Genomic DNA, 25,385 nt, shown 5'->3' with positions numbered 1-25,385 from the left:
GTTGCGCCCGCCGCTGGCGCGGCAACCAGGGAGTCAGTGCACCACGGTTTGCAGTAGCAGCTCGTCAAGCGGGGCAGGGCGGCCCAGGGCGTATCCCTGGGCAAAGTGCACGCCCAGCCCGGTCAGCAGGTCCACGACGGCCTGGCTTTCGGCAAACTCCGCCACGGTCTTCTTGCCCATCAGGCAGCCAATTTCGTGGATGGACTTCACCATGGCGAAGCTCACCGGGTCGTCGGCCATGTTCTTCACAAACTGCCCGTCGATCTTGAGCATATCCACCGCCAGCTCGCGCAGGTAGGCATACGACGATAACCCGCTGCCAAAGTCGTCCAGCGCAAACTGGCAGCCCCGCGCGCGCAGTGCGTGGATGAAACGGTTGGCCGCTGCCAGGTCGCCCATGGCGGCGGTTTCGGTGATCTCGAAACACAGGCGGTCGCAGCGCACCGGGGTCTGGTCCATGGCCTGCAGCACCTGGCCCAAAAAAGCGGCATCGCCCACGGACTGGCCCGACAGGTTGATGCAGCACAGCTCCACACGCTCCTGGTGTTCGGCCATCCAGGCCAGGGCTTTTTTGATGACCCAGCGGTCCACCCGCGCGGCCAGGTGGTAGCGCTCCACGGCGGGCATGAATTCGCCCGGCGAGACACGTTGGCCGTCGGCCGTGCGCATGCGCAGCAGGATCTCGCAATGCAGGCCGTGCGGCGGGCTGCCCTGCAGTGTGCCCAGGCGGGCGATGGGCTGGCCAAACAGCTCAAACCGGTCATGCTGTAGCGCATGCTCGATGCGGCTGACCCATTCCATGACGCCATAGCGCTGCGCGAGGGCAGGGTCGTTCTCGGCATAGACGTGGATGCGATTGCGCCCCCTGTCCTTGGCCACGTAGCAGGCGCTGTCTGCCGCCTGCAGCAAGGCGCCCACGCTTTCGGTGGCGGCATCCAGCACCACGGCTCCAATGCTGACACTGACACTGAACACATGGTCGCGCCAACCAAAACGGAATGCGGCCAGTTCCTGCTGCATGCGCTCTGCGACCTTCAAAGTCTGTTGCAGGTCCTGCTGCCACAGCAGGATGCCGAACTCGTCGCCTCCCAGGCGGCACAGCAGATCCTGAGGCTGCAGGTGGGCCAGGAACAGGCGCGCCACCTGCCGCAGCAGTTCGTCCCCTGCCGCATGGCCGCAGGTGTCGTTGATCACCTTGAAATTGTCCAGATCGAGGTAGCACACGCAGTGGCGGTCGGAGGCCTCCCGCGTGGCGGCAAAGGCCTGGGCCAGCAGGTGCTCGAACGCGCGGCGGTTGCCCAGGCTCGTGAGCGTGTCGTGCAGGGCCTGGAACTCCATTTCGCGACTCAGCCGGCTGGCCTCGGTCACGTCGCGAAACACCAGCACCACACCGTCAGCATCCCCGCCGGGGCGCAGCAGTGGTGAGGCGGACAGGTCCATCAGCAGGGGGGCTCCTGCCAGTGGTGTGGACCGCAGCTTGGAATGCAACTGGGTGCTGCCTTGCGCCAGTGCGCGGCCCACCAGGTCGGGGGCAGCCTGGGTGCCAGGTTCGGGGGCCAGGCCCAGCACGTCCTGGTGCCTGCGTCCGCAGGCGGCGGACAGCGACCAGCCTGTCAGCGTCTGGGCTGCGGGGTTCAGGTACTGCACCAGCCCAGTGGCGTCGGTGGTGACCACGGCGTCGCTGATCGAGTGCAGGGTGACCTGCAGGCGCTCCTTTTGCTGCAGCAGCGCTTCTTCGGCCTCGTGCCGCGCGGTCATGAACCGCACCCGGTCCAGTGCCACGGCCAGATGCCCAGCGGTGGCCTGCATCAGTGCCATCTGCCAGGGCTTGGGGGGCCGCACGCCCTCCTCGTCGCCATAAGTGCCCATGCCCAGTGCACCCATGCGCTGGTCCGCCATGATGAGCGGCACATTGACGATGGTACGGTTGTGCAGCACAGCGACCACGGCCTTGTTGGTGCGTGGGTCGGTGCGGGCATCTTCCACCACCACGACGTGGGTGGCCTGCATGATTTCTTCGAGCAGCGCATCCCCCTTCACGGGGATTTTCATGGTCTGCAGCTGACGGCTCAGGGCACCCTCCTCACCACTGGTGGTGTGTGTGAGGAAGTCCAGCATCCCCGAGGATTCGTCAATCAGGGCCAGCCAGATGTGGCGGTAGTCAAAAACACTCTCTCCCATGGGTTTGACGGCATCGAGCACGTCGGACAAGGTCCAGGCGCGTTCCAGGCGTTTGCACAGCTGGAGCAGGGCCTCGGAGTGCCTGCGCTCTTCGGCGTCGTGGGGCGCTGTGGGGTTGGGGGGCAATGTCATGGAACGTGGTGAAGGGCGTTTTCCGGGAGCCCTGGAGCAAGGGACGACGTGCTCGATCGCTGCCGTGGCGCCGCTTGCGCACCCATGAGGCAGAGCATAGGTACCGCCTCAGTCGCCCGCATGGTGGAAACCACCAATTGGCTTTGGATGGTCCGTGCAAGCCACCCCGAAGTCTTTGGGATCCGTGGTGCGCTCAGGGGCAACCCCCCGGTGGGAGCGTCGGAATGGCCCCAGTAAGACGGAATTGAGTAGGAGCAAGTTGCTATTTTATTTATAGCTGCTAGCGCTTGATAGATAAGCGATAGGGCCATTTTATTCAATATATTTAACCAAAAAACCGATAGCACACCACAACGGCCGCCACCACCCCCGCCAGTTCGGCCAACAGCGCGCAGCCCACCGCGTGCCGCGCACGCTGAATGCCCACCGCCCCGAAGTACACGGCCAGTACATAAAAGGTGGTCTCGGTACTGCCCTGAATGGTGGCTGCAGCCAGCGCCGCAAAGCTGTCCACCCCTTGCGTCTGCATGGTCTCGATCAGCATGGCGCGCGCGGCACTGCCCGAGAACGGCTTGACGAGAGCAGTGGGCAGGGCGTCCACAAACCGGGTGTCTGCACCCAGCACCTGCACGCACCAGCGGATGCCATCGAGCACATAGCCCAGCGCCCCCGATGCTCGGAACACCCCCACGGCACACAGCATCGCCACCAGATAGGGCAGCAGGCCCTTGGCCACGTCAAAGCCTTCGCGCGCGCCCTCGATGAAGGCTTCGTACACGGGCACCTTGCGCCACGCGCCGATGCCCACGAACAGGACGATCAGCGCAAACAGCGTGAGGTTGCCCAGCAAGGACGACAACTGGGCCAGCGCGGCGGCGCTCAAGGTGGTCAGCAGCGCCATGAAGCCGCTCAGAACCAGTGCGACGGGCAGCAGATAGGCCAGCACCACGGGGCTCCACAGCGGCAGGCGCTGCACCACTGCCACGCTGAGCAGGCCCACCAGCGTGGACGCTGATGTGGCCAGCAGAATGGGCAAAAAAACCAGCGTCGGGTCGGGCGCCCCCTGCTGCATGCGGTACATGAAGACCGTCACCGGCAGCAGCGTGAGCGAAGAGGCATTGAGCACCAGGAACAGGATCTGCGCGTTGGTGGCGGTGTCGTGCTCGGGGTTCAGCTCCTGCAGGGCTTTCATCGCCTTCAGACCGATGGGGGTGGCCGCGTTGTCCAGCCCCAGGGCGTTGGCGGCAAAGTTCATCGTGATCAGCCCCAGCGAAGGGTGGCCGCGCGGCACCTCGGGCATGAGCTTGGCAAACAGCGGTGCCAGCCAGCGCGCTAGAGCGTCCACAATGCCCGCCTTTTCGGCAATGCGTAAGAAACCCAGCCACAGCGTGAGCGTGCCAAACAGCAGCACCATCACCTCGACCGACAGCTTGGCCATCTGGAACAGGGCCTGCACCATCGACGAAAAGATCTCAGCATTGCCGCCCACCAGCCACTGGGCCAGTGCGGCCACGGCAGCGGTCAGAAAAAAGCCCAGCCACAAGGTGTTGAGCATCAGTGGTCCTGAATGACGGGGAAGCGAAGGGCCTGCATGGTGCTGAGGTTACCTGTCCCCAGGCTGGGCGCAGGCTTGGGCGTGGCGGCAAGGCAACGGGTGGCTCGGTGGTACCCTATAGGGTTCGGTTCCAACCTGCACAGGGGCTTATTTCGGGCTTTTGGTGCTCGAATGGGCCTCCATCACATCGACAGGCGCCCTGGCGCGCCACAACTCCAAGAAAGACATCACCATGGGCGCGCAGTGGAAAGCAAAAGGCAAGGCACAGGTGGCCGACGCCAAGGGCAAGCTGTTTGGCAAGCTGGTCAAGGAAATCACCGTGGCCGCGCGCGGCGGTGCCGACCCGGCCAGCAATGCGCGCCTGCGCTTGGTGGTAGAGCAGGCCCGCAAGGCCTCGATGCCCAAAGATACGCTGGAGCGTGCCATCAAAAAGGGCTCGGGCACCGGTGCTGATGCCGTGAACTACGAGCGCGTGATCTACGAAGGCTTTGCGCCCCACCAGGTCGCCGTGATGGTCGAATGCCTGACCGACAACGTCAACCGCACCGCGCCCGAAATGCGCGTGCTGTTCCGCAAGGGCCAGCTGGGCACCTCGGGCTCGGTGGCCTGGGACTTCAACCATGTCGGCATGATCGAGGCCGAGCCCGCCAACCCCGACGCCGACCCCGAATTGGCCGCCATCGAAGCCGGTGCACAAGATTTTGAAGCAGGCGACGAAGAAGGCACCACCACCTTCTGGACCGACCCCACCGACCTCGATCTGGTGAGCCGTGCGCTGCCCGCCCACGGCTTCAATGTGCTGTCGGTCAAGCTGGGCTACAAGCCTAAAAACCCGGTAAACCCCGCCAACCTGACCGCCGAACAGCTCGAAGAGGTGGAGAACTTCCTGGCCGCCATCGATTCCAACGACGACGTGCAGAACGTGTTTGTGAGCCTGGGCGGCTGATGGTGGTGGCCCGCTGGCCTGGTCGCCGGTGCCAGTTTCATCCCGCCCCCGCTCCATTGAATCATCCATGACCGCAGACCACTACGCCGCCCTCGGGCTTGCGGCCAACGCATCGCTGGCCGACATCAAGAAAGCCTTTCGCCAGAAGGCGTCGTTCTACCACCCGGACCGCAACGACGCCCCCGACGCTGCCCAGCGCTTTCAGGCTGTGCAAAAAGCCTATGAAGTGCTGTCGGACGACACCGCCCGCCAGGCCTACGACGACAACCGCCGCCGCAACCTGCTGGACAACCCGCTGCACACCGCCCAAGAGATCTGGCAAGCCTATTCCTCGCGCATTTTGACAACGACCACTCCGTGAAACTTTCCCCTTATTTTTATGACCTGCGCTCTGCCTACCAGGCCGAGCTGGACGACCTGGTTTCCGACTCCGAAGGCAAGGATGTGCTGCGCAAGCGGCTGGCCGAAAAGCGCAACGAGATTGCCTTTCTGGTCCAGATGATGGAGTTGGCCCCCGAAATGGTGGCCGTGGTGTTCCACCAGGGTTTTCGCTTCACCAAGCCGGCTGTGGTGGAACATCTGCTGAGCCTGCCGGTGGACGAACTGCCCGACTGGCACAGCCTCTCGCCTGCCATCGCGCTGGAGCCCTGGGCCAGCAGCCTGGCGCAAACCGTGCTGCGCGAACCGCAGGGCGCCCGCTTCATGGCTGTGGCTGCAGGGCTGGAATACCTGCAGCAGCACGCCCGCCTGGCGCACCATGCGGCCTCGTCGGCCGAGGGTGACAGCGACGCCGATGACGGTGAAGACGCCGCAGAGCATGATGACGACTACAACGCACTGAGCGCCGATGACGCTGCGGACCCACAAAACAGCCGCAGCCGCGAAGAGGCCAGCTCCAACTGGCTGGCCGACGCGGGTTTTGACCGCAAGGAGTGACGACCATGAGCAGCAACAACCAACACCTCGCCCTTATCACCAAGACCACTAGCCTGATCGCGGCTGGCGACATCGTGGGCGCCGAATCGGCCTTGTCGGAGCTGGCGGATGCCGAGGGCGACAACGCCTTGATGGTGGTGCTGGACCAGCTGGCCCCCAAGGACATTCTGGCCGTGATGCGCGAGTACGACGAGTCCAAGGCCTCTGTGGTCAACATGCTGGTGACGCCTGAGCAGTTCGCGCGCGCAATGGTGCTTGAAAAGCAGTACAAGGACCTCACCCACACGCACCTGCGCAGCATGGTCAACGCGGTCATCTTCCGCGACGATGCCGACCCGGTGGAGTTTCTTACTGCCATTGGCGATCTGGACGGTGGCGCCGAGGCCTTGGCCAACTACTTTGCCGAAAAGTGGAGCCGCATCGAAGCCTTTGCCCGCACCGGCACGTTTGACGCGGTGGAAGACTATGGCCCCACGCTGACCGACGACGAGCTGCTCGCCTCGGGCTACGTGCAGCCGCGCATCGATCTGGACGAGGTGGCCGACCGTGACTGGATGCAGATGGCCTGGCTGCTGCGCTACGAGTGCCGTGACCTGTTCATCGAAACCTTGCTGGTGCTGCGCGCCAAGGCACGTGCCTTTGACTTGGGCCTGGAAGAGGGCGACGAATCACCCGCCGAGGAAGACGACGGCAAATTCGAGACCAGCGAGACGGATCGCGGCAAGGCCACGCCCGCCGCACGTACGTCGGATGAGGAATCGGCGATTTAGAGAACAACCCCCTGAGGCGCTTTGCGCCTTCCCCCTTCTCTCGAATGGCTGCGCCATTCGGGACGGGGGACACCGCCCTCGCTGCGGGGCGGCCCTTGCTCGGCGGTCCTGGCCTGGGGCCGCACCAGTTGCCGGGCCCGTGAGCAACACCTAGCGCGATGGATACCCACATGACCCTGCCCGATACGCCTTCCCCTGATGCCCATCCGGTTGCAGTCGCGAACACCCTGCAACTGCACGACGCCCGCCCATTCTTTGAAAAGGCGCTGGCCTATGGCGTCCAGCATGGCGTGATTGGTGCCGACAAGCTGGCCGCCATCAATGCCGATGCGCCCAAGGGCATGGTGCAGATTGCCCGCTACTTTGGCAGCGAGTTTTTGCGGCCCGAGCTGGAGAAGGCGCGTGACCGCATGGTCAACCTCATCAGCCTGTACCTGCTCGATACCACTGAGGGCGACCTGCACCAGGCCGCCATCTCGCTGCGCGACCATTCGTTGCTGTCGCGCTCCAAGGGCGGCTCAGACATGCTCAAGCGCCTGATTGGCATGCCCGAGAGCAGCAACTTTGGCATGGCGGGCTATGCCGATGCCGAGACCCCGCTGCTGGCCGTGTGGTCACTGCGCAGCCATGCTGACTACCGGGCTGAGCTGGCGCGCCGTACGCAGATTGCGCAGGCCATCCATGCCGCCCAGTGGCTGGCCGAGCAGTTCGACCTGGACCCGGACGAGCTCGAAGCTGCGGGTGCCGATGCTGAAGCCGTCATCCGCACCGGCCTGCTCATGCTGGCCCTGGCGCCCAGGGCCATGGACCTGGGCGAATGGCCGAACACCGTCGCGTTCGAAAAAATGCTGATGGCACAGCGCAAGAAGAAGCTGGCGCCGCCTTCACAGCTGCGCCTGCCCCCCGGCTTGCCTGCTGAACTGCGCGAGGTGGTGTTGGCGCACTGCGCCAGTGTGCTGGCCGACCTGCCCAGGCTGCTGGATTCCGCCACACTGGTGCGTACGCTGCTGCGGCCCACCGGCGCTTTCCGCGCGCGCTACTTTCTGCTGGACGACCCGCTGGCCGAGGTGGACAACTTTCACCGCAGCCTGGATGCGCTGGAGGAGGGCGAGGAACCCCCGCTGCCCGCCAGCAAGACCTGGACAAAAACCACCCAGGGCAACGATGACGAGCATTCGCTGCTCACGCTGTTCCTGTGCCTGGCTTCGGGTGTGCCCAAGAAAACCCTGCTGACCGAAAAGACCGCCGCCAGCCTGGTGCGCAAACTGCGCAAATCCGGCCTGCAGCCCGCATTGGCCACCGAGTTCATCCGCACCCACGCGCCGGGTGTGCACCAGCAGGACTACATCGCGCTGTGGACCAGCTTTGTGCAGGACGCAGAAAAAACCTTGCTCAGCGACATGGACTACCAGATGCACGATGCCCTGGCCCTGCTGCGCCGGGAATGCAATGTGGTGGGCTAGGAGGCTGCGCGGCAGAAGGAACATCGGCTGCAACGCGCGATAAACTGGTCTCGCGCGGTACCACCTCCTGCGCCCAGGGGCCCACCCTTGGCTTGTCGGTAGCATCACGCGATCCTCGGTTTTCGCACGTCTCGCTTCGATGCCTTCTGCCGCGCAGCCTCCTAGCCGCGAACGGCACGCTGCGGGCTTGGCGCCGTCATCCATCCTATTTATCCCATTTGCACCAGGCGGCACCTTTACACAGGTCAAGGAAAGGTGCCGCGCGACACGGTGCCCGGCGGCGGTCCGGTTAACATTCCAGCCGCCCGCCAGCCCGCCCTCAAAGTGCACAGCCCCACACTCCTCATCATTGCAGCGCTTCTGACTGCGCTCGTCACCACGGTGTTGTATGCCGTGTGGTCGTTCAACCGGAACATCCCCGGCCTGCGCCTGTGGATGGTGTCGTTCCTGCTGGGGTCGGTGTTCAGCGTGAGTCTGCTGGTGCGGGACTGGTTTCCCGAGGTGGTGGCGGTGGCGATCTCGCAAGGTTCGGTGTCGCTGGCAGCCTACCTGTGCCTGATGGCCAGCCGCATGTACATGGGGCGACGCCCGTTTTCTCATTGGTATGCGGTCGTGGGTATCGGTGCCCTGATGGTCGCGTCGGTGTATTTCACCGTGGTGCAGCCCCATCTGGGCATGCGGTTTGTTTTTGTGGGGCTGGGTGCGGGCATCTGCTTTTTGCTCACGGCGCGCACGATGGCCGATGGTGGCGTGCGCCGCGTGCCCGCGCGCTACCTGTTTGCGTTGGTGGCGGGTCTGCATGGCCTGTTTTTGTTGCTGCGTCCGGCACTGTTCAAGCTCGCTCCCGTTGCGCCCGGCGGCTTGCCAGACGCAGGACTGGTGACGCTGGTATCGCAGTTTGTTCTGCTGGAGGCCATTGTGGCCGTGGTGTTGCTGGGGTTTGGTGCGCTGATGCTGGCCAACGAGTTCATCACCAGCGAGCTGCGGCACCTGGCCGAGATGGACCCGCTGACCAACGTGTTCAACCGCCGCGCGTTTCTCACGCTGCTGGACAAGGCCATCAGCGCCGCCCAGCGCACCGGGACGGCTGTGCCCGTGCTGGTGATGGATCTGGACCACTTCAAGAACATCAACGACACCTGGGGTCACCGGGCGGGTGACGATGTGCTGCGCCATTTTGTGATGCTGGCCCACCGCTGCCTGCGCAAGGAAGACGTGATGGGGCGCCTGGGGGGCGAAGAGTTCGCCATCTTCCTGCCCAACGCGAGCGCCGCTGGCGCCTTGGCCGTGGCTGAACGCCTGCGCGCGCTGGTCGAAGCCCAGCCAGTGGCCACGGGCCCGCAGTCCATCCCGCTGACCGTGAGTGTGGGCGTCACCCTGTGTGCCCACGGCGACGCGGCGGGCGCTGCGCTGCAGCGCGCCGACGAGGCCATGTACCTGGCCAAGGAGCGCGGCCGCAACCGCGTGGAAGTGTCTGAAAAAATCGTGGGCACTCCGGTGGCGCCAGCAGCGACTGCTGCTTGAGCCGCCGTACGCACCGCCTGTGTCGGCTGCCCGACCTTCGCTGCGCCGCTGCAGCATTTGCTGGCGGCAAAATGGTGGGCACCCCTTCGGCCCACAACAACCTGACCACCATCCCATGGCAAGCAATCCCCACGGCAGCAATCCGGGCGCCCCGTTCGATGTGTTGCCCACACCACCCGCTGCACCGCGCAGGGCGTTCCTCCGTTCGGGTACGGGGTTGGCCACCCTGGGTGTGGTGGCGGTCTCTGGTGCTGGTTATCTGCTTTACCGGCCCGGAAACGATCGGCAACTCGTCTTTGGCACCCTGGCGGGCGCCATGCAAGAGGTAGAACGCCTTGCAGGCGCGGCGGTCCAGCCGCTGGCACCCGCCACGGCCTGGAACTGGTCGCAGACGCTGGAGCACTGCGCGCAGAGCATCGAGTTCTCGCTGCAGGGTTTTCCGGCCCCCAAGTCGGCGCTGTTCCAGAACACGCTGGGTGCAGCAGCTTTCAACGTGTTTGCCCTGCGCGGCCGCATGAGCCACAACCTGGCAGAACCCATTCCCGGCGCGCCCGCGCTGGATGCGTCCACGCCCGACGCGTCAGCGGCCCTGGCCCGGCTGCGCAAGGCCGTGCAGGACTTTGCCGCCCATGCCGGGCCGCTGCAGCCGCACTTTGCCTACGGGGCGTTGAGCCGCGCGCAGTACGAGCAGGCGCACGCCATGCACCTGGCCAATCACCTGTCGGCGTTTGATGTGCGGGGATGAGCGGAGGGCTGGTACAACCGTGCGGCGTGGGCCGCGGAATTCAACCCTGACTGAGATTGTTTGCTGCAAACAATATAGCTATTAGCGCTTGTTCAATAAGCGCTGGAGCCATTTTTCTTAACATTTTCTGATTGTCAGATCAGCCCAGATCGTCAAAGTCCCACTGGGCGCACAGCGCCTCAAAGCGATCGGCGTCCAGGGCGCTCAGGAACAAGCCCGGCTCTGCAAGCTCCCCCTCGGCATGCAGGTACCACACCAGCGCCTGCGGCCCCACGGTCAAGATGCGCAGCCCCGCTACATTCACCACGGCCTGCGCCTGCATGGCGTGCAGCAGCGCTGCCAGGTCCCCATGCGTTGAGAACCCATGGCACGCGCGCATGCCGCAGAACGGGTAGCCACCCTGGGCCATCTGGTAGTAGGCGATGGTGTGCAAAAACGCATCCAGGCCCACGTCTTCCTCGTGCCAGTCGGGAGCGTCCAGGTCGGTGGTTTGCCATACCCGCTGCTGCGTATCGGTGGCCCACCAGCACACGGCCTGGTTTTCTTCCAGAAACAGCAGCTTGTCGCCCAGGCACTCCAAATCCTGCAGCGGCGCAAACCGCTGAAAACCGGCCATCAAATCGGCACGCCTGCCCACGGCGGCGTAGTAAGCGTGTAGGGCAGGGGGCACCTGGCACCCCAGGCGATGGCTTGCGGCAGTCAGTTCATCTTCCGGCAGCCCGTCTTCGGCGCTGACAGGACGGCCCAGCAGCCAGGCCAGGGTGTCGGAAAGGGGCGGGGGGGTGAAGGCAGTCATGGGTTTCGGTTGTGAGAGCCACGCGCGGCCGGTGCAGGCCGGATGTTGGGGGGACGATTGATGCAGGTCAAGAGAGGGCGTGCTGCAGCTTGGGGTAACGTGGAGTGCAAAGCTACCATCCCCCGATGGGCCCATGTGCCCACAAGGATGGACCATGAGCAAGCAATGGAAGATCGCCGCGGCCCTGGCCGTGGTGCTGCTGGGGGGCTGGCTGCTGCTGCGCTGGGCGCCCTGGCAGGCCCAGGGGCCAGGCCCCGGTTTTGTGAGCGGCAACGGCCGCATCGAGGCCACCGAGATCGCCGTGGCCACCAAGCTGGCGGGCCGCGTGCTGGAGGTGCTGGTGGCCGAGGGCGATTTCGTAAAAGCCGGCCAACCCCTGGCCCGCATGCAGATCGACGGCCTGCAGGCCCAGCGTGAAGAAGCCGTGGCCCGGCTGCAGCAGGCACAGCTGGCCATCAGCAGCGCCCAGGTGCAGGTGGCCCAGCGCGAAAGCGATCACCAGGCCGCCCTGGCTGTGGTGGCACAGCGCGAGAGTGACCTGGACACCGCACAGCGGCGCCTGCCGCGCTCGGAAAAGCTGGCGCGCGAAGGCTTCTTCTCCAGCCAGTTGCTCGACGACGATCGCGCCAAGGTGCACAGCCTGCTGGCAGCACTCACCGCCGCACGCGCCCAGGCCAAGGCCGCGCAGGCGGGCATTGGCGCCGCCCGCACGCAGGTGACCAGTGCAGAGGCCAACGTGCGCGCGCTGCAGGCCACGCTGGCGCGCATCGATGTGGAGCTGGCCGACAGCGAACTCAAGGCCCCGCGCGACGGCCGCGTGCAGTTTCGCGTGGTGCAGCCCGGCGAGGTGGTGGGCGCGGGCGCACGGGTGCTGCAGCTGGTGGACCTGAGCGATGTGTACATGACTTTCTTCTTGCCCGAAACCGTGGCGGGTCGCGTGGCGCTGGGCAGCGAGGTGCGCATCGTGCTCGATGCCGCGCCGGGTTTTGTGATTCCTGCAGAAGTCTCGTTTGTCGCCAGCACCGCGCAGTTCACCCCCAAGACGGTGGAGACCGCCAGCGAGCGCCAGAAGCTCATGTTCCGCGTGCGCGCGCAGATCGACAAGGCGCTGCTGCTGCGCCACCAGGAGCAGGTCAAGACCGGCCTACCCGGCGTGGCCTGGCTGCGGGTAGACCCTGCGGTGGAGTGGCCCGCAGAACTCGCCGTCAAGGCCGGTCAGTGAATCTATCTGCCAGCGCTGCACCCGTGGCCCGCCTGCGCGGCGTGGGCCAGCGCTACGGGCGCACGGTGGCGCTCGATGGCATCGACCTGGAGGTGGCCGCCGGCCGCATGGTGGGCCTGATCGGGCCGGACGGCGTGGGCAAGTCCAGCCTGCTGGCCCTGGTGGCGGGCGCACGGGCGGTGCAGCAGGGCACGGTGGAGGTACTGGGCGGCGACATGGCCCAAAGCCGCCACCGCAGCCGGGTGTGCCCCCGCATTGCCTACATGCCCCAGGGCCTGGGCAAGAACCTGTACCCCACGCTGTCGGTGGAAGAGAACCTGCAGTTCTTTGGCCGCTTGTTTGGGCACGACGCGGCCGAGCGGCGCCGCCGCATTGACGAACTCACGCGCAGCACGGGGCTGTACCCTTTCCTCGCGCGGCCTGCGGGCAAGCTCTCGGGCGGCATGAAGCAGAAGCTGGCCCTGTGTTGCGCGCTCATCCACGATCCTGACCTGCTCATCCTGGACGAACCCACCACCGGTGTGGACCCGCTGGCGCGTGCGCAGTTCTGGGATTTGATCGGCCGCATCCGCGCCGCGCGGCCCGGCATGAGCGTGATCGTGGCCACCGCCTACATGGAAGAGGCGCAGCGTTTTGAATGGCTGGTGGCCATGGATGAAGGGCGCATTCTGGCCACCGGTACCCCTGCCGAGCTGATGGCCCGCACCGGGCACGATGCGCTGGAACAGGCTTTTGTGGCCCTGCTGCCCGAGGCCAAGCGCCGGGGCCACCAGGCGGTGCAGATTCCGCCGCTGGACCGCTCGCAGGCAGACGACGCTGCCAACGTCGCCATCGAGGCGCGCGACCTGACCATGCGCTTTGGCGACTTCGTGGCGGTGGACCATGTGAGCTTTCGCATCCAGCGCGGCGAGATCTTTGGTTTTTTGGGCAGCAACGGCTGCGGCAAGTCCACCACCATGAAGATGCTCACCGGCCTGCTGCCCGCCAGCGACGGGCAGGCCTGGCTGTTCGGCCAGCCGGTGGACCCCAAAGACATGGCCACGCGGCGGCGCGTGGGCTACATGTCGCAGGCGTTTTCGCTGTACAGCGAACTCTCGGTGGAGCAGAACCTGGTGCTCCACGCCCGGCTATTCCACGTGCCCGAGGCCGAGGTGCCCGCGCGTGTGACGGCCATGCTGGAGCGCTTTGACCTGCAGACCGCTCGCAGCGCACTGCCCATGAAACTGCCGCTGGGCATGCGCCAGCGCCTGTCGCTGGCCGTGGCCATGGTGCACCAGCCCGAGCTGCTGATCCTGGACGAGCCCACATCGGGTGTGGACCCCATGGCGCGCGACAACTTCTGGCGCCTGATGGTGGAGCTGGCGCGGCGCGACAAAGTCACGATTTTCATCTCCACCCACTTCATGAACGAGGCCGAGCGCTGCGACCGCATCTCGCTGATGCACGCAGGAAGGGTGCTGGAGAGCGCGGCGCCGCAGGACATCGTTGCCAAGCGGGGAGCGGCCACCTTGGAAGAGGCCTTCATTGGCTACCTGGAAGACGCCGCAGGCACCGCACCGGCCCAGGAGCCTGCTGCGGCTTCGGCACCACCCGCCCCATCCCCTGTGCACACCCCCAATCCGCCTACCTTGCCCACCCGCCTGCGCCAAAGTCTGGCCCGCATCCACAGCACCCAGTGGCGCGAAGCGCTGGAGCTGCGCCGCGACCCGGTGCGTGGCGCCATGGCGCTGCTGGGCTCGCTGATCCTGATGTTCGTGATGGGCTACGGCATCAGCATGGATGTGGAGAACCTGCGCTTTGCCGTGCTGGACCGCGACCAGACCGCGCTGAGCCGGGCCTACACCCTGAACCTGGCGGGCTCGCGCTACTTCACCGAGCAGCCGCCCATCACCACCTACGCCGAGCTGGATGCGCGCATGCGCTCCGCCGAGATATCGCTGGCGCTGGAGATCCCGCCCGGCTTTGCGCGCGATGTGGCGCGCGGCCAGCCCGTGCAGATCGGCGCCTGGGTGGATGGCGCCATGCCCCAGCGCGCCGAAACCGTCATCGGCTACGCCCAGGGCCTGCACCAGCAGTGGCTGGTGGAGCAAAGCCGCAGCCGCACGGGCACCGTGCTCCGGGGCCTGCTGGAGGTGGAGCCACGCTACCGCTACAACCCCGACGTGCGCAGCCTGCCGTCCATGGTGCCCGCCGTGATCCCGCTGCTGTTGCTCATGCTGCCCGCCATGCTTACCGCGTTGGCCGTGGTGCGCGAGAAGGAGCTGGGCTCCATCATCAACCTGTATGTCACGCCCACCACGCGCACCGAATTCATGCTGGGCAAGCAGCTGCCCTATGTGCTGTTGGCGCTGTTCAATTTTGGCTTGATGTGCCTGGCGGCGGTGACGGTGTTTGGCGTGCCCATCACCGGCAGCTTTGCCACGCTGACGCTGGGTGCCGTGCTGTTTTGCCTGTGCTCCACGGGCATGGGCCTCTTGGCCTCCACCGTCACGCGCAGCCAGATTGCGGCCATGTTTTTTGCCATGGTGGGCACGCTCATCCCAGCCGTGCAGTTTGCGGGGCTCATCAACCCCGTGTCGTCCATGACCGGCTTTGCGCGCTGGTTCGGAGAGGCCTACCCGGCCAGCCACATGTTCACCATCAGCCGGGGCGTGTTCAACAAGGCGCTGGGCCTGCAAGACCTGCAGGAGGAGTTCTGGCCCATGCTGGTGGCTGTGCCGGTCATCATCGGTACTGCGATCTTGCTGTTACGAAAGCAGGAGACCTGATATGGCGCTGCGCGGCCGCTGGTCCAACATCTTTCGCTTGGGCATCAAGGAGCTATGGAGCCTCTGGCGTGACCCGGCCATGCTGTTCCTCATCGTCTACACCACCACGCTGGCGGTGTACTCGGCGGGCATGGCGCAGCCCGAGACGCTGTACCACGTGCCCATTGCCATCGTGGACGAGGACGATTCGGCCTTGTCCCAGCGCATCGCCACCGCGTTCTATGCGCCCCAGTTCACACGCCCGGCCATGATCAGCATGCGCGAGGTGGACCCGGGGCTGGACGCTGGCCGCTTCACGCTAGTGCTGCACATCCCAGCGCACTTCCAGCGCGACGTGCTGGCGGGCCGGGTGCCGCAGGTGCAGCTCAACATCGACGCCACGCGCATGGGGCAGGCGTTTGCGGCCAATGGGGCGGTGCAGCAGATCGTGCAGCTGGAGGTGACGGAGTTTGTGCAGCGCGACCGCGCCGTGGCGGCCCAGCCCATCGAACTGACGGTGCGCGCACGCTTCAACCCGGCGCTGAACCCTGCGTGGTTCGGCTCGCTCATGGAGCTGATCAACATCGTGACCATGCTCTCCATCATCCTCACCGGCGCTGCGCTGATCCGCGAGCGCGAGCACGGCACGGTGGAGCATCTGCTGGTGATGCCCGTCACCCCGGGCGAGATCATGCTGGCCAAGGTCTGGGCCATGGCGCTGGTGGTGCTGGTCGCTACCTGGGTGTCGCTCACGGCGGTGATCCGCTGGGCGATTGGGGTGCCCATCGAGGGCTCGGTGCCGCTTTTTCTGCTGGGCGCCACGCTGCACCTGTTTGCTACCACGTCCATGGGCATCTTCATGGCCACGGTGGCGCGCAGCATGCCGCAGTTTGGCTTACTGATGGTGCTGGTGATGATGCCCCTGCAGATGCTGTCGGGCGGCGTCACCCCGCGCGAGAGCATGCCGCTGTGGGTGCAGTACGGCATGGCGCTGGCGCCCACGACGCACTTCACCGAGCTGGCCCAGGCCATCCTCTACCGGGGTGCCGGCTGGGCGGTGGTGTGGCCGTCGCTGGTGTGGCTGCTGGGGATTGGCGCGGTGCTGTTCAGCCTGGCGCTGGCGCGGTTTCGCAAGACGATTGCGCGGATGGCGTAGATGCTTGCAATGCTATTGAATATGTAGCTGGTCGCGCTTATTGGATAAGCGCTAGAGGCTAATTTGACGTGAAATTCACGTTGCCGGGCCGCCCCGGCAGGTGCAGTTGCGCCACAGGCGCCGGGCTGCTGGCCAGCCGCTGGCCACGCCGCCACACTCCGAGGCGCGTGGCGCGCAGGCGGATGGCCTCCACCGGGTTGCGGGCGTGCAGCAGCACCAAGTCGGCATGGCAGCCGGGCGCAATGCCATAGCCCTCCAGCCCCAGCAGGCGTGCCGGGTTCACCGTCACTGCGTCAAAGCACTGGCGCATGGCCGCCTGGCTGGTCATCTGCCCCACATGCAGGCCCATGTGCGCGGCCTCCAGCATGTCGGCGCTGCCGCCGCTGTACCAGGGGTCCAGCACGCAGTCGTGGCCGAACGCGACCGTGAGGCCTGCGGCCATCAGCTCGGGCACGCGGGTCATGCCCCGGCGTTTGGGGTAGGTGTCGTGGCGGCCCTGCAGCGTGATGTTGATGAGCGGGTTGGCCACCACGCCCAGGTCGGCTTCGGCCATGAGGGGGATGAGCTTGCTCACGTAGTAGTTGTCCATGCTGTGCATGGAGGTGAGGTGTGAGCCCGTCACGCGGCCGTGCAGGCCCAGGCGCTGGGTTTCATGCGCCAGTGTTTCGACATGGCGCGAGTGCGGGTCGTCGGACTCATCGCAGTGCATGTCCACGCGTTTGCCACGTTCGGCGGCCAGTTCGCAGAGGATCTTCACGCTCTCGGCGCCTTGGGCCATGGTGCGCTCAAAGTGGGGAATGCCACCCACCACGTCCACGCCCATGTCCAGAGCCCGTTTCAGGTTGTCCAGCCCGCCGGGCGCGCGCAGCACGCCGTCTTGCGGGAACGCCACCAGTTGCAAATCCAGGTATGGCGCCACGCGCTGCTTCACATCCAGCAGGGCCTGCACCGGCAGCAGGCTGGGGTGGCTCGTGTCCACATGGCTGCGGATGGCCAGCAGCCCGCGCGCCACGGCCATGTCGCAGTACTGCAGTGCGCGCTGCACGATGGCGTCGTGCGTCAGCGTGGGCTTGAGCTCGCCCCACAGCGCGATGCCTTCGAGCAGCGTGCCGCTCTCGTTCACGCGCGGCTGGCCGTAGCTCAGGGTGGAATCCATGTGGAAATGCGCGTCCACAAACGGGGGGCTGACCAGCAGGCCTGCAGCATCCACCGTTTCGTGCGCTGGAGCTTGCAGGCCTTCGGTCACTTCGGTAATGCGGCCGTCCTGCACGGCGATGGACATGTTCTGGCGGCCATCGGGCAGGGTGGCGTGTGTGATGAGCAGGTCGAGCATGGCGTGGGCTGTTAGGGTGGTGGTGTCGGGTTTTTTCAAGACGTGAGCGGGCTCTGTGCCTAAGCTCTGGGTCTCGCTGTGCGCATCAAGGTTTCAGCGCATCCATTCTTACAAAGGCAGCTCTCATGCATTTTGGCTACACGATTCTCTACGTCGAAGACGTTCCAAAAACCATCGCTTTTTACGAGGCTGCTTTCGGCTTTGTCCGCCGTTTTGTGCACGAGGCGGGCGACTATGGCGAGCTGGACACGGGCGCCACCGCGCTCGCTTTCTCGTCGCTGCGGCTGATGGCCGAACTGGGCAAGAACCCGCAGCGCGCATCGGCCGACGCACCAAGCTTCGAGATCGCGTTCACAACCCCCGACGTACCCGCCGCCGTGCAACGCGCAGTGGGCGCCGGTGCGCAACTGGTGCAGGCGCCGGAGCAAATGTCCTGGGGCCAGACAGTGGCCTATGTGGCGGATATCAACGGGGCGCTGGTGGAGCTGTGCACGCCCATGGGCGCCCCCGGTGCCTGAGTCAGGGGGGCAACGCATCACCGCCTCTTGTTGGTGCGAAAACGCACCTCGCCCGGCTTGTGCCCCGCGTCGATGGTGATGCGGAACACGGTGTCGTCGTAGCCGGACTGCGCCCGCGCGGTAAATCGAATACCCCTGCGCGTGAGCTGGCAGTTCATCTGGCTCAGGGTGATTTCGGCATGGTCGTTGTTGATCTGTTCAAAGGTCGCGGTATGCACCTCGCTGGCGCTGTCGCTTCCATCACGCACGATCCACTGCAGGTACAAGAACGACTGCGCATAACGCGTGGCGTGCACGATGCGGTACACGCCGCGGCCTTCGCCGGAATGCGCGGGCGCGGGCCAGTCGCCGCAGACTTTGATCCAGTCCACATCGGGCGCGGTGGCGAAGGATTCATAGGGCAGATCCATCCCCAGCGCGTGGGCCTGACCGGTGAAGGCCAGAAGTGCACCTGCCAGCCAACGTGCGACGGGCTTACTTGTTTTTGTCATCGCTCCCCTTTGCGATACGGCTTCATCAGCGCCTGCGGATACGCCGCCTTGCGCGCCACCAGCACCAGCGCAAGGATGGACAGCAGATAGGGCAGCATCAAATACACCTGGTAGGGCAGCCACGCATCGCCCGCCTGCTGCAGCCGCAACTGCAGTGCATCAAAAAACGCAAACAGCAGCGCACCCAGCAACGCCTTGCCGGGCCGCCACGAGGCAAACACCACCAGCGCCACGCAGATCCAGCCGCGGCCGTTGATCATGTTGAAGAAAAACGCGTTGAAGGCCGACAGCGTGAGAAACGACCCTGCCACGCCCATTAGCGCCGACCCCGCCACGATGGCGCCGGTGCGCGTGGCTGCCACCGAAATGCCCTGGCCCTCGGCCGCCTGTGGGTTCTCGCCCACCATGCGCACCGCCAAGCCCAGTGGCGTGCGCAGCAGCACCCAGGCCAGCAGTGGCACCAGCAGCAGCGCCAGCAGCGTAAGCGGCGTCTGTGCCGACAGGATGGGAATGCCCAGCCATTCCATGGGCGCAAACGGTTCGATGGTGGGGGGCGTGTTTACCTTGGGGAAGCTCACGCGGTAGCCGTAGTAGCTGAGCGCCGTGGCCAGCAGCGTGATGCCCAGGCCCGACACATGCTGCGACAGCGCCAGCCCCACGGTGAGCCACGCATGCAGCAGCCCGAACATTGCGCCGGTCAGTGCCGCCACCAACACCCCCGTCCACAGCCCGTAGCCCGCATACACCGTGAGCCAGCCGGTGAAGGCGCCAGCGACCATGATCCCTTCAATGCCCAGGTTGAGCACGCCAGCGCGTTCGCACAGCAGAACCCCCAGCGTGCCCAGGATGAGCGGCGTGGCCACGCGCAGGGTGGCGATCCAGAACGCGGGGTTGGCGAGGATGTCGAGCAGTTCGGTCATGTGCCCGCCTCGGTGCTGGTTACTTTGATTTTGATAGCTGCTAGCGCTTGATAGATAAGCGCTAGAGGCCAATTTGGCTTGAATTTCTGAACGAAGCAGAGAGTCATCTTGGCTGCGTGTGGTGCTTTCCTTCGACCTCTGCATGACGCAACTGGCGCGGCCAAAGCCAGTGCCACCGTGGAACTGGCTTTGCCAGGCCACGGGTGGCGTCCCCCTCCCGAAGGAGAGGGGGAAGACGCGAAGCGGCTCAGGGGGTGTCTCATTTCTTCACGCGGTATTGGGTCAGCAACCCCGCCACCAGCACCGCAATCAATGAGGTCGCCACGATCACATCGGCAATGTAGGTGGGCACACCCACCGCCCGGCTCATGCTGTCGGCGCCCACCAGCACGCCCGCCACAAAGGTGCCCGCCGCGATCACGCCCAGCGGGTGCAGCCCGGCCAGCATGGCAATCACGATGCCGCTGTAGCCGTAGCCGGGCGACATGTCCAGCGTCACATAGCTGGTGCGGCCCGCCACCTCAATGGCCCCCGCCAGCCCCGCCAGACCGCCCGAGAGCAGAGCGACCAGTACGACAGTGCGCGTGATGGGCACACCCGCAAAAGCCGCCGCCCGCGCATTGGCCCCGGCGGCGCGGATGTCAAACCCCGGCACCGTGCGTGCCAGCAGCGCCCACAGCATCACGGCCAGCGACACGGCCCACAGCAGGCCGGTGTGCAGACGAGTTTGTGGCACCAGCTTGGACAGCTCCAGGTCGCCCTGCAGCGCCACGCTTTGCGGCCAGCCCATGGAGAGCGGGTCTTTCATCGGCCCATCGAGCAGTGCCGACACCAGCAACAGCATGATGAAGTTGAGCAGCAGCGTGGTCACCACTTCGTCCACACCCAGCCGCGCCTTCATCAGCGCGGGGCCCAGCAGCAGCGCGGCCCCGGCAAGGGCTGCCGCCAGCATCATGAGCGGGAAGAGCAGGTAGGGCGACCACTCCAGCCCCGTGCCGCCGTGCATGCCGCCCACGGCTACAGCGGCGAGCGCTCCGGCATAGAGCTGTCCCTCAGCCCCAATGTTGAACAACCGTGCGCGGAAGGCCACAGCGGCCGCCAGCCCGGTCAGTATCAGCGGGGTGGCGCGGGTGAGGGTTTCTGTCAGCGCAAACACCGAACCGAAGGCGCCCTGCAGCAGCAGCGCGTAGGTGCGGCCGACCGGCGCACCGGCCCACAGCACCAGCAGGCCGCTGATGAGCAGCGTGAACACCACGGCGCCCACCGGCGCCAGCACGTAGGCGGCGGGGGAAGTGTGGTTGCGTTTTTCAAGCCGCATCGGGTAAGCCCTCGAGGTATGTATCAACCTCTTCACCTACTGTTTTGAGGTTTTCCACCGTGAAATCGATTAAAGATTCCATAAATGGTACTGCGTTCACTCGGGGAAACCCATTCAGGCTATCAAAAATGATTTTATGGTCCGGAATTCCATTCGTGAAACTCACATTCGATGCTGAAAGCGGGCTGGAAATTATTGCGGAGTGCTTTGATTTGTTACTGATTTCTCGCAGATGCAGGAACGCTTGACTGGTAGTTATTTTTTCCAGTCCTTTGGTTAGGGGGATGTTATTTTTTTTAAAGTACTTTACTACTCCGTTTGCATATTCTTTTGTCAGTGTCGATACTTTTGCAGACATCGCAAGACCTTGCGCGAGACAGTCCGGTATACAGTGAATGTCATGAACCGCTGCTATCAGCTCTCTGTTAATAACATACATTGAATTGTCGAAGTCGCCAGAAAGTTCCGATGCGCTAAACATGATTGCGTGCAAATCATCAAGTTCAGCGACTGTCTTGATCTCATTGTCAAGCTCATGTTTTGCCCGGTTTATTCTGTCGGCGGCAAAATTAAGTCGATATAAGACGGATTGGAAATGCTTTATTGTTGCTAAGGTATGTGGGACTCCAAACTTCTTGTTTAGTAAGCTGCGTGTCCGCTGAGCATTCCATTGAATGGTTTTTTGATTCGTCACTGAACTGCCCCTGCCATAGCTAGACCAATTTCCTTGCGCGTCCAGTCTTCGGTGCGTCGCGCTTCGCTCAAACGTCCGTCATGCATCACCGCCACACGGTCGCCCAAGGCCAGCACTTCATCAAGGTCGTCTGAAATCAGCAGCACGGCCGCACCGCCGTCGCGCGCATTGATGAGCTGCTGCTGCACAAACATCACCGCGCCAATGTCTAGCCCCCAGGTCGGCTGGTGCGCCACGATGAGTTGGGGTGCGGGCGCTGTGTTGCCCGCATCGTCCTGCGGTGGCATCAGTGCCCGGCCCAGGATGAGCTTTTGCATGTTGCCGCCCGACAGCGACCGCGCAGGCGCATCCGGCCCGCCGCCACGCACGTCAAAGGTCTCGGTCACCCGCTGCGCATGCTGTCGCGCCGCGCGGCGCTTGACCCAGAACGCGCGGAACCACGGGTGCGCAAACCAGGGGCCGCGCAAGCGTTCGGACACGGCGTTCTCCCACACCGGCAGGTCGCCCACCACGCCCACGGCGTGCCGGTCTTCGGGGATGCGGGCCACGCCCTGGTTGACCAGCCAGGCGGGATGGGCCTGCAGGGGCGCGCCACGCAGTGTGACCTGACCTGCGCTGGCCGCGCGCACGCCGCATAGCACATCGGCCAGCGCCACCTGGCCATTGCCGCTCACGCCTGCAATCGCCACGATCTCGCCTGCGCGCAGGGTCAGTGACACATGGTTCAACCGGTCGCGCCCTGCGGGAGCGGTGCTCACGTTGCTGAGCGTGCAGACCGGCTCGCCCACGTTTTGTGCGGGGCGGCGCACGGCCACCTCAATCGCATGGCCCACCATCCACTGCGCCAGCTGCCCTTGCGTGGTGCCCTGTGCAGGAGCCTCGGCCACTAGTTTGCCCTGGCGCAGCACGGCCACGCGGTGGGACACGCGCAGCACCTCGCCGAGTTTGTGGCTGATGAAGATGATGGACAGGCCTTGCGCCACCATCTGAGCGAGGGTGTCGAACAGTGCCTCGCTCTCCTGCGGGGTGAGCACGGCGGTGGGTTCGTCCAGGATCAGGATGCGCGCGCCCCGGTAGAGCGCTTTCAGGATTTCGACGCGTTGGCGTTCGCCCACCGACAGGTTTCCGACGCGCGCATCGGGGCTGACGGGCAGGCCAAACTGCTGCGACACAGCCAGCAGCTTGGCCCGTGCTTCGCTGCGGCGCGAAAACGGCTGCCACAGTGGCTCGCTGCCCAGCAGCACGTTGTCCAGCACGGTGAGGTTGTCGGCCAGCGTGAAATGCTGGTGCACCATGCCAATGCCCGCTGCCAGTGCCGCACGCGGTTGGCCGGGCGGCAGGGGCTGGCCGAAGACTTCGATGCTGCCTTCGTCGGCCACGTAGTGCCCGAACAGGATGGACATCAGCGTGGACTTGCCCGCACCGTTCTCGCCCAGCAGGGCCAGCACTTCGCCGCGCGCAAGGGTCAGGCTGATGGCGTCGTTGGCGACGAGCTTGCCGAAGCGCTTGGTGATGCCCGACAGGCGCAGGACAGTGGCGGTGGACTCTGTCATTTACTTCCAGTTGGCTAAAAACGCTCGCAACACCTTGGCCGAATTGGCTGCCGCCAGGCCCATGAAGGTGTCCATTTCGTTTTCGCCCTCGCCGCCGCCCGCCAGATCGCTCAGCGAGCGGAACGCGATGTAGGGCACGCCGTTGCTGTGCGCCACCATGGCGGTGGCGGCGGTTTCCATGTCGAGCACGTTGGCCTCGAAGGCCTTGAAGGCGTATTCGCGGAAGGCCTTGTTGTCCACAAAGGCCTGGCCCGATACGCCGTTACCGCCCACCACCAGTTGTGGGCGCTGCTTCAGGCAGGTGGCGGCCAGGCAGTGTTCCAGGCCCACGTTCTGCAGGCTGCGGGCGGTGGCCAGCATCTTGGGGTCGGCTTCGAACCAGAACTTTTTGGAGAGCTTGGACTGGGCTGCCGAGCGCACTTCGACTGCGCGCGGGTGCATCATGCCGAAGGCAGGCATCGTGAGCTCGCTTTTCATCCAGGCGGGGGCGCTGTACTGGCCGGGTTTGTCTTCACGCGCCATCAGCCATTCCATGTACTGGCCCCACTGCGCGGGCACCGTGACGTCACCAATGTGCAGGCTGGGGTTGACGCCGCCCGCAATGCCGCTGAAGACCACATGGCTCACATTGAAGCGGTCCAGCACCAACTGCGTGTTCATGGCCGCGTTGGTCATGCTGATGCCGGAGAGGAATACCACTACAGGCTTGCCCTCCAGCGTGCCGGTGGTGAACTCCACGCCGTTGATGCTGTGTTTGGCGGGCTGCTGCACCTGGGGCAGCAGCACGGTCAGCTCGGGGGCAAAAGCGGAGATGACGGCGATGCGGGGCGTGTCGTCCAGCCGCACGGTCTTGCCTGCGGGGCTGGATGCACAACCGGCCAGCGCGCCAGCCAATGCCAGTGCTCCCAGAAGCCGGGTGAAATGAGAGGCGATGGAGTGGCGAAATAGGGTGGGCGAGGTGGTGGTCATGGGCTTGCCGAGTGGTGACAGTGAAGGGTGGGCACAGACAACGGAAAGGGCCACCGCAGTGAGTGGTGGCCCAGTTATTTATCCCGTTGATTCGTGCTGGATTGGGAGTGGCTGACAAAGCTCAGCGCAGCGGTTATGGCTAGGCGCTGTGTCGCAGGCAGTACTGCAACTACGACAAGACACAGCAACAACGCCAGAAGAGTTTTGTCATCCACTCCTTTTACTTGGCCGTCGATTTGGGCTGGCTGTCGTCTACCTTCACGGTGAACTTGCCCGCCAGGATGTCGGCCTCCTTGGCCTTGACCTTGGCCACGATGTCGGCGGGCACCTTCTTCTCGAACGTGCCCAGGGGCGCGAGTTCAGAGCCCTTGTGCTTCATCATCGAATACGGGCCGTAGTCCTCGGCGGTGAACTTGCCTTCCTTGACCAGCTTGAGCGCACGGTCGATGCTGGGCTCCATGTGCCAGATGGCCGATGCCACCACCGTGTCGGGGTACTGCGGCTGGGTGTCGATCACGTTGCCGATGGCGAGCTTGCCTTTTTCCTTGGCCGCGTCGCTCACGCCAAAGCGCTCGGCGTAGAGCACGTCGGCGCCTTTGTCGATCATTGCAAAGGTGGCTTCCTTGGCCTTGGGCGGGTCAAACCAGCTGTTGATGAAGGTGATGGTGAACTCGACCTTGGGGTTGGTCTCTTTGGCGCCCGCCATGAAGGCGTGCATCAGGCGGTTGACCTCGGGGATGGGGAAGCCACCCACCATGCCGATCTTGTTCGTCTTGGTCATGCCGCCCGCGACCATGCCGCTGAGGTACGCGGGTTCCTGGATGTAGTTGTCGAACACGCTGAAGTTGGGCGCCTGCGGCTTGCCCGACGAGCCCAGCAGAAACGACGTCTTGGGGAAGTCCTTGGCCACCTTGCGGGCGGCGGCTTCCACCGCAAAGGCTTCGCCCAGGATGAGCTGGTTGCCGCCGGTCGCGTATTCGCGCATCACCCGCTCGTAGTCGGCGTTGCTGACGTTCTCGCTGGCTTTGTATTCGATCTCGCCGCGTGCTTCGGCCGCCTTAAGCGCCTTGTGGATGCGGCTGACCCATTGCTGTTCAAAAGGCACCGTGTAGATCGCCGCAACCTTGAGCTTGGACTGCGCTGCGGCCAGCGATGGTGCGAGCGTCAGGGCTGTGGACAGGGCCATGGAGATGCAGAGCAGGCTGCCAGTGAAGATGCGGCGAGTGGTCATGGTTGGGGTCCTTGTGAAATGCAACAAAAGGGGATGTGCGCTCGGGTCCAAGCAATAAGTATGCACACAAAGGGCATGGCGGTATCTTGATTGCAAGATGCAAGCGTTAAAACATTGTGTTTCGGTAGCCCCCGAAATTCGCAAGCCCATCGCTGTCGAGCGTATTTCTCGCACTACCATCCTGC

The 25,385-nt window shown here is 64.8% G+C and carries 22 protein-coding genes; 11 read left to right on the top strand and 11 right to left on the bottom strand.

Going from position 1 to position 25,385, the window contains the following annotated elements; all coding sequences use genetic code 11:
* Positions 1 to 33: 33 nt before the first annotated feature.
* Both EXV95_RS05750 and EXV95_RS05745 read right to left on the bottom strand, forming a co-directional pair.
* On the bottom strand, positions 34 to 2,313 hold the full coding sequence (locus EXV95_RS05750; protein ID WP_176886139.1) for an EAL domain-containing protein: 2,280 nt from the start codon (positions 2,311 to 2,313) through the stop codon (positions 34 to 36).
* Between the two features lie 325 nt (positions 2,314 to 2,638).
* Entirely contained in the window at positions 2,639 to 3,868 is a 1,230-nt protein-coding gene (locus tag EXV95_RS05745) for a nucleoside recognition domain-containing protein (RefSeq protein WP_176886138.1), read from the bottom strand.
* Positions 3,869 to 4,100: 232 nt separating this feature from the next.
* Between EXV95_RS05745 and EXV95_RS05740 the strand changes: the two genes are divergently transcribed.
* From EXV95_RS05740 to EXV95_RS05710, 7 genes are all read left to right on the top strand, one after another.
* The gene (locus tag EXV95_RS05740; protein ID WP_055396756.1) at positions 4,101 to 4,814 is read left to right on the top strand and encodes a YebC/PmpR family DNA-binding transcriptional regulator; all 714 of its coding nucleotides are present in this window, start codon (positions 4,101 to 4,103) and stop codon (positions 4,812 to 4,814) included.
* Between the two features lie 67 nt (positions 4,815 to 4,881).
* A complete protein-coding gene (locus tag EXV95_RS05735) occupies positions 4,882 to 5,175 on the top strand; it encodes a J domain-containing protein (RefSeq protein ID WP_121506194.1) in 294 nt (97 codons plus the stop codon).
* A complete protein-coding gene (locus EXV95_RS05730; protein ID WP_121420332.1) occupies positions 5,172 to 5,750 on the top strand; it encodes a hypothetical protein in 579 nt (192 codons plus the stop codon). Before EXV95_RS05735 ends, EXV95_RS05730 begins: the two co-directional genes overlap by 4 nt.
* A gap of 5 nt (positions 5,751 to 5,755) precedes the next feature.
* Positions 5,756 to 6,520: a hypothetical protein gene (locus tag EXV95_RS05725; RefSeq protein WP_121420331.1), complete on the top strand. Its 765-nt coding sequence runs from the start codon at positions 5,756 to 5,758 to the stop codon at positions 6,518 to 6,520.
* A 170-nt stretch (positions 6,521 to 6,690) separates the two neighbouring features.
* Complete coding sequence (locus EXV95_RS05720) at positions 6,691 to 7,983, top strand: hypothetical protein (RefSeq protein WP_176886137.1); 1,293 nt, start codon at positions 6,691 to 6,693, stop codon at positions 7,981 to 7,983.
* 255 nt (positions 7,984 to 8,238) lie between these two features.
* Positions 8,239 to 9,507: a GGDEF domain-containing protein gene (locus EXV95_RS05715; protein WP_255484938.1), complete on the top strand. Its 1,269-nt coding sequence runs from the start codon at positions 8,239 to 8,241 to the stop codon at positions 9,505 to 9,507.
* Between the two features lie 115 nt (positions 9,508 to 9,622).
* The gene (locus EXV95_RS05710; RefSeq protein WP_176886136.1) at positions 9,623 to 10,252 is read left to right on the top strand and encodes a DUF1569 domain-containing protein; all 630 of its coding nucleotides are present in this window, start codon (positions 9,623 to 9,625) and stop codon (positions 10,250 to 10,252) included.
* A 139-nt stretch (positions 10,253 to 10,391) separates the two neighbouring features.
* On the opposite strand, the gene EXV95_RS05705 is transcribed toward EXV95_RS05710, so the two are convergent.
* On the bottom strand, positions 10,392 to 11,048 hold the full coding sequence (locus EXV95_RS05705; protein WP_176886135.1) for a hypothetical protein: 657 nt from the start codon (positions 11,046 to 11,048) through the stop codon (positions 10,392 to 10,394).
* Positions 11,049 to 11,202: 154 nt separating this feature from the next.
* On the opposite strand from EXV95_RS05705, the gene EXV95_RS05700 reads away from it, so the two are divergent.
* Genes EXV95_RS05700 through EXV95_RS05690 form a run of 3 tightly spaced genes read left to right on the top strand, consistent with a single transcriptional unit; the run spans position 11,203 to position 16,173 of the window.
* A complete protein-coding gene (locus tag EXV95_RS05700) occupies positions 11,203 to 12,270 on the top strand; it encodes an HlyD family secretion protein (protein ID WP_176886134.1) in 1,068 nt (355 codons plus the stop codon).
* Positions 12,267 to 15,038: a ribosome-associated ATPase/putative transporter RbbA gene (rbbA, locus tag EXV95_RS05695; RefSeq protein WP_176886133.1), complete on the top strand. Its 2,772-nt coding sequence runs from the start codon at positions 12,267 to 12,269 to the stop codon at positions 15,036 to 15,038. The genes EXV95_RS05700 and rbbA overlap by 4 nt, the downstream gene beginning before the upstream one ends.
* A 1-nt stretch (position 15,039) precedes the next feature.
* Positions 15,040 to 16,173 carry an ABC transporter permease gene (locus EXV95_RS05690; RefSeq protein ID WP_176886132.1) on the top strand — a complete coding sequence of 378 codons (1,134 nt, stop codon included), beginning with the start codon at positions 15,040 to 15,042 and terminating at the stop codon, positions 16,171 to 16,173.
* 58 nt (positions 16,174 to 16,231) lie between these two features.
* Here the strand turns inward: EXV95_RS05690 and EXV95_RS05685 are convergent, their stop codons facing one another.
* Complete coding sequence (locus EXV95_RS05685; RefSeq protein WP_176886131.1) at positions 16,232 to 17,506, bottom strand: amidohydrolase family protein; 1,275 nt, start codon at positions 17,504 to 17,506, stop codon at positions 16,232 to 16,234.
* Positions 17,507 to 17,631: 125 nt separating this feature from the next.
* Between EXV95_RS05685 and EXV95_RS05680 the strand changes: the two genes are divergently transcribed.
* Positions 17,632 to 18,024 carry a VOC family protein gene (locus EXV95_RS05680; RefSeq protein WP_176886130.1) on the top strand — a complete coding sequence of 131 codons (393 nt, stop codon included), beginning with the start codon at positions 17,632 to 17,634 and terminating at the stop codon, positions 18,022 to 18,024.
* Between the two features lie 17 nt (positions 18,025 to 18,041).
* Here EXV95_RS05680 and EXV95_RS05675 read toward each other — a convergent pair whose 3' ends face one another.
* The 7 genes from EXV95_RS05675 to EXV95_RS05645 all read right to left on the bottom strand — a co-directional run bounded on the left by EXV95_RS05675 (position 18,042) and on the right by EXV95_RS05645 (position 25,200).
* Positions 18,042 to 18,515: a hypothetical protein gene (locus EXV95_RS05675; protein WP_176886129.1), complete on the bottom strand. Its 474-nt coding sequence runs from the start codon at positions 18,513 to 18,515 to the stop codon at positions 18,042 to 18,044.
* Positions 18,512 to 19,435, bottom strand: a complete 924-nt coding sequence (locus EXV95_RS05670) for an ABC transporter permease (RefSeq protein ID WP_176886128.1) — start codon at positions 19,433 to 19,435, stop codon at positions 18,512 to 18,514. Before EXV95_RS05670 ends, EXV95_RS05675 begins: the two co-directional genes overlap by 4 nt.
* A gap of 259 nt (positions 19,436 to 19,694) precedes the next feature.
* Positions 19,695 to 20,753, bottom strand: coding sequence for an ABC transporter permease (locus EXV95_RS05665; protein ID WP_176886127.1), 1,059 nt, complete (start codon positions 20,751 to 20,753; stop codon positions 19,695 to 19,697).
* A complete protein-coding gene (locus EXV95_RS05660) occupies positions 20,743 to 21,447 on the bottom strand; it encodes a hypothetical protein (RefSeq protein WP_176886126.1) in 705 nt (234 codons plus the stop codon). Before EXV95_RS05660 ends, EXV95_RS05665 begins: the two co-directional genes overlap by 11 nt.
* Positions 21,444 to 23,000 (bottom strand): ABC transporter ATP-binding protein, encoded by a 1,557-nt coding sequence (locus EXV95_RS05655; protein WP_176886125.1) that lies wholly within the window; start codon positions 22,998 to 23,000, stop codon positions 21,444 to 21,446. Before EXV95_RS05655 ends, EXV95_RS05660 begins: the two co-directional genes overlap by 4 nt.
* The gene (locus EXV95_RS05650) at positions 23,001 to 23,969 is read right to left on the bottom strand and encodes a 5'-methylthioadenosine/S-adenosylhomocysteine nucleosidase (protein WP_176886124.1); all 969 of its coding nucleotides are present in this window, start codon (positions 23,967 to 23,969) and stop codon (positions 23,001 to 23,003) included.
* A 220-nt stretch (positions 23,970 to 24,189) separates the two neighbouring features.
* Positions 24,190 to 25,200, bottom strand: a complete 1,011-nt coding sequence (locus EXV95_RS05645) for a BMP family protein (RefSeq protein WP_176886123.1) — start codon at positions 25,198 to 25,200, stop codon at positions 24,190 to 24,192.
* Positions 25,201 to 25,385 lie beyond the last annotated feature (185 nt).

The sequence above is a fragment of the Acidovorax sp. JMULE5 genome, from assembly GCF_013376875.1.
Classification (GTDB): domain Bacteria; phylum Pseudomonadota; class Gammaproteobacteria; order Burkholderiales; family Burkholderiaceae_C; genus Acidovorax; species Acidovorax facilis.
This window is presented reverse-complemented; position numbering and strand designations above follow the sequence as displayed.

Excerpts from the sequence above, each read along its gene's own strand:
- EXV95_RS05750 (WP_176886139.1), bottom strand. The coding sequence starts at position 2,313 with ATGACATTGCCCCCCAACCCCACAGCGCCCCACGACGCCGAAGAGCGC.
- EXV95_RS05745 (WP_176886138.1), bottom strand. The coding sequence starts at position 3,868 with ATGCTCAACACCTTGTGGCTGGGCTTTTTTCTGACCGCTGCCGTGGCC.
- EXV95_RS05740 (WP_055396756.1), top strand. The coding sequence starts at position 4,101 with ATGGGCGCGCAGTGGAAAGCAAAAGGCAAGGCACAGGTGGCCGACGCC.
- EXV95_RS05735 (WP_121506194.1), top strand. The coding sequence starts at position 4,882 with ATGACCGCAGACCACTACGCCGCCCTCGGGCTTGCGGCCAACGCATCG.
- EXV95_RS05725 (WP_121420331.1), top strand. The coding sequence starts at position 5,756 with ATGAGCAGCAACAACCAACACCTCGCCCTTATCACCAAGACCACTAGC.
- EXV95_RS05720 (WP_176886137.1), top strand. The coding sequence starts at position 6,691 with ATGACCCTGCCCGATACGCCTTCCCCTGATGCCCATCCGGTTGCAGTC.
- EXV95_RS05710 (WP_176886136.1), top strand. The coding sequence starts at position 9,623 with ATGGCAAGCAATCCCCACGGCAGCAATCCGGGCGCCCCGTTCGATGTG.
- EXV95_RS05705 (WP_176886135.1), bottom strand. The coding sequence starts at position 11,048 with ATGACTGCCTTCACCCCCCCGCCCCTTTCCGACACCCTGGCCTGGCTG.
- EXV95_RS05700 (WP_176886134.1), top strand. The coding sequence starts at position 11,203 with ATGAGCAAGCAATGGAAGATCGCCGCGGCCCTGGCCGTGGTGCTGCTG.
- EXV95_RS05690 (WP_176886132.1), top strand. The coding sequence starts at position 15,040 with ATGGCGCTGCGCGGCCGCTGGTCCAACATCTTTCGCTTGGGCATCAAG.
- EXV95_RS05685 (WP_176886131.1), bottom strand. The coding sequence starts at position 17,506 with ATGCTCGACCTGCTCATCACACACGCCACCCTGCCCGATGGCCGCCAG.
- EXV95_RS05680 (WP_176886130.1), top strand. The coding sequence starts at position 17,632 with ATGCATTTTGGCTACACGATTCTCTACGTCGAAGACGTTCCAAAAACC.
- EXV95_RS05675 (WP_176886129.1), bottom strand. The coding sequence starts at position 18,515 with ATGACAAAAACAAGTAAGCCCGTCGCACGTTGGCTGGCAGGTGCACTT.
- EXV95_RS05670 (WP_176886128.1), bottom strand. The coding sequence starts at position 19,435 with ATGACCGAACTGCTCGACATCCTCGCCAACCCCGCGTTCTGGATCGCC.
- EXV95_RS05665 (WP_176886127.1), bottom strand. The coding sequence starts at position 20,753 with ATGCGGCTTGAAAAACGCAACCACACTTCCCCCGCCGCCTACGTGCTG.
- EXV95_RS05655 (WP_176886125.1), bottom strand. The coding sequence starts at position 23,000 with ATGACAGAGTCCACCGCCACTGTCCTGCGCCTGTCGGGCATCACCAAG.
- EXV95_RS05650 (WP_176886124.1), bottom strand. The coding sequence starts at position 23,969 with ATGACCACCACCTCGCCCACCCTATTTCGCCACTCCATCGCCTCTCAT.
- EXV95_RS05645 (WP_176886123.1), bottom strand. The coding sequence starts at position 25,200 with ATGACCACTCGCCGCATCTTCACTGGCAGCCTGCTCTGCATCTCCATG.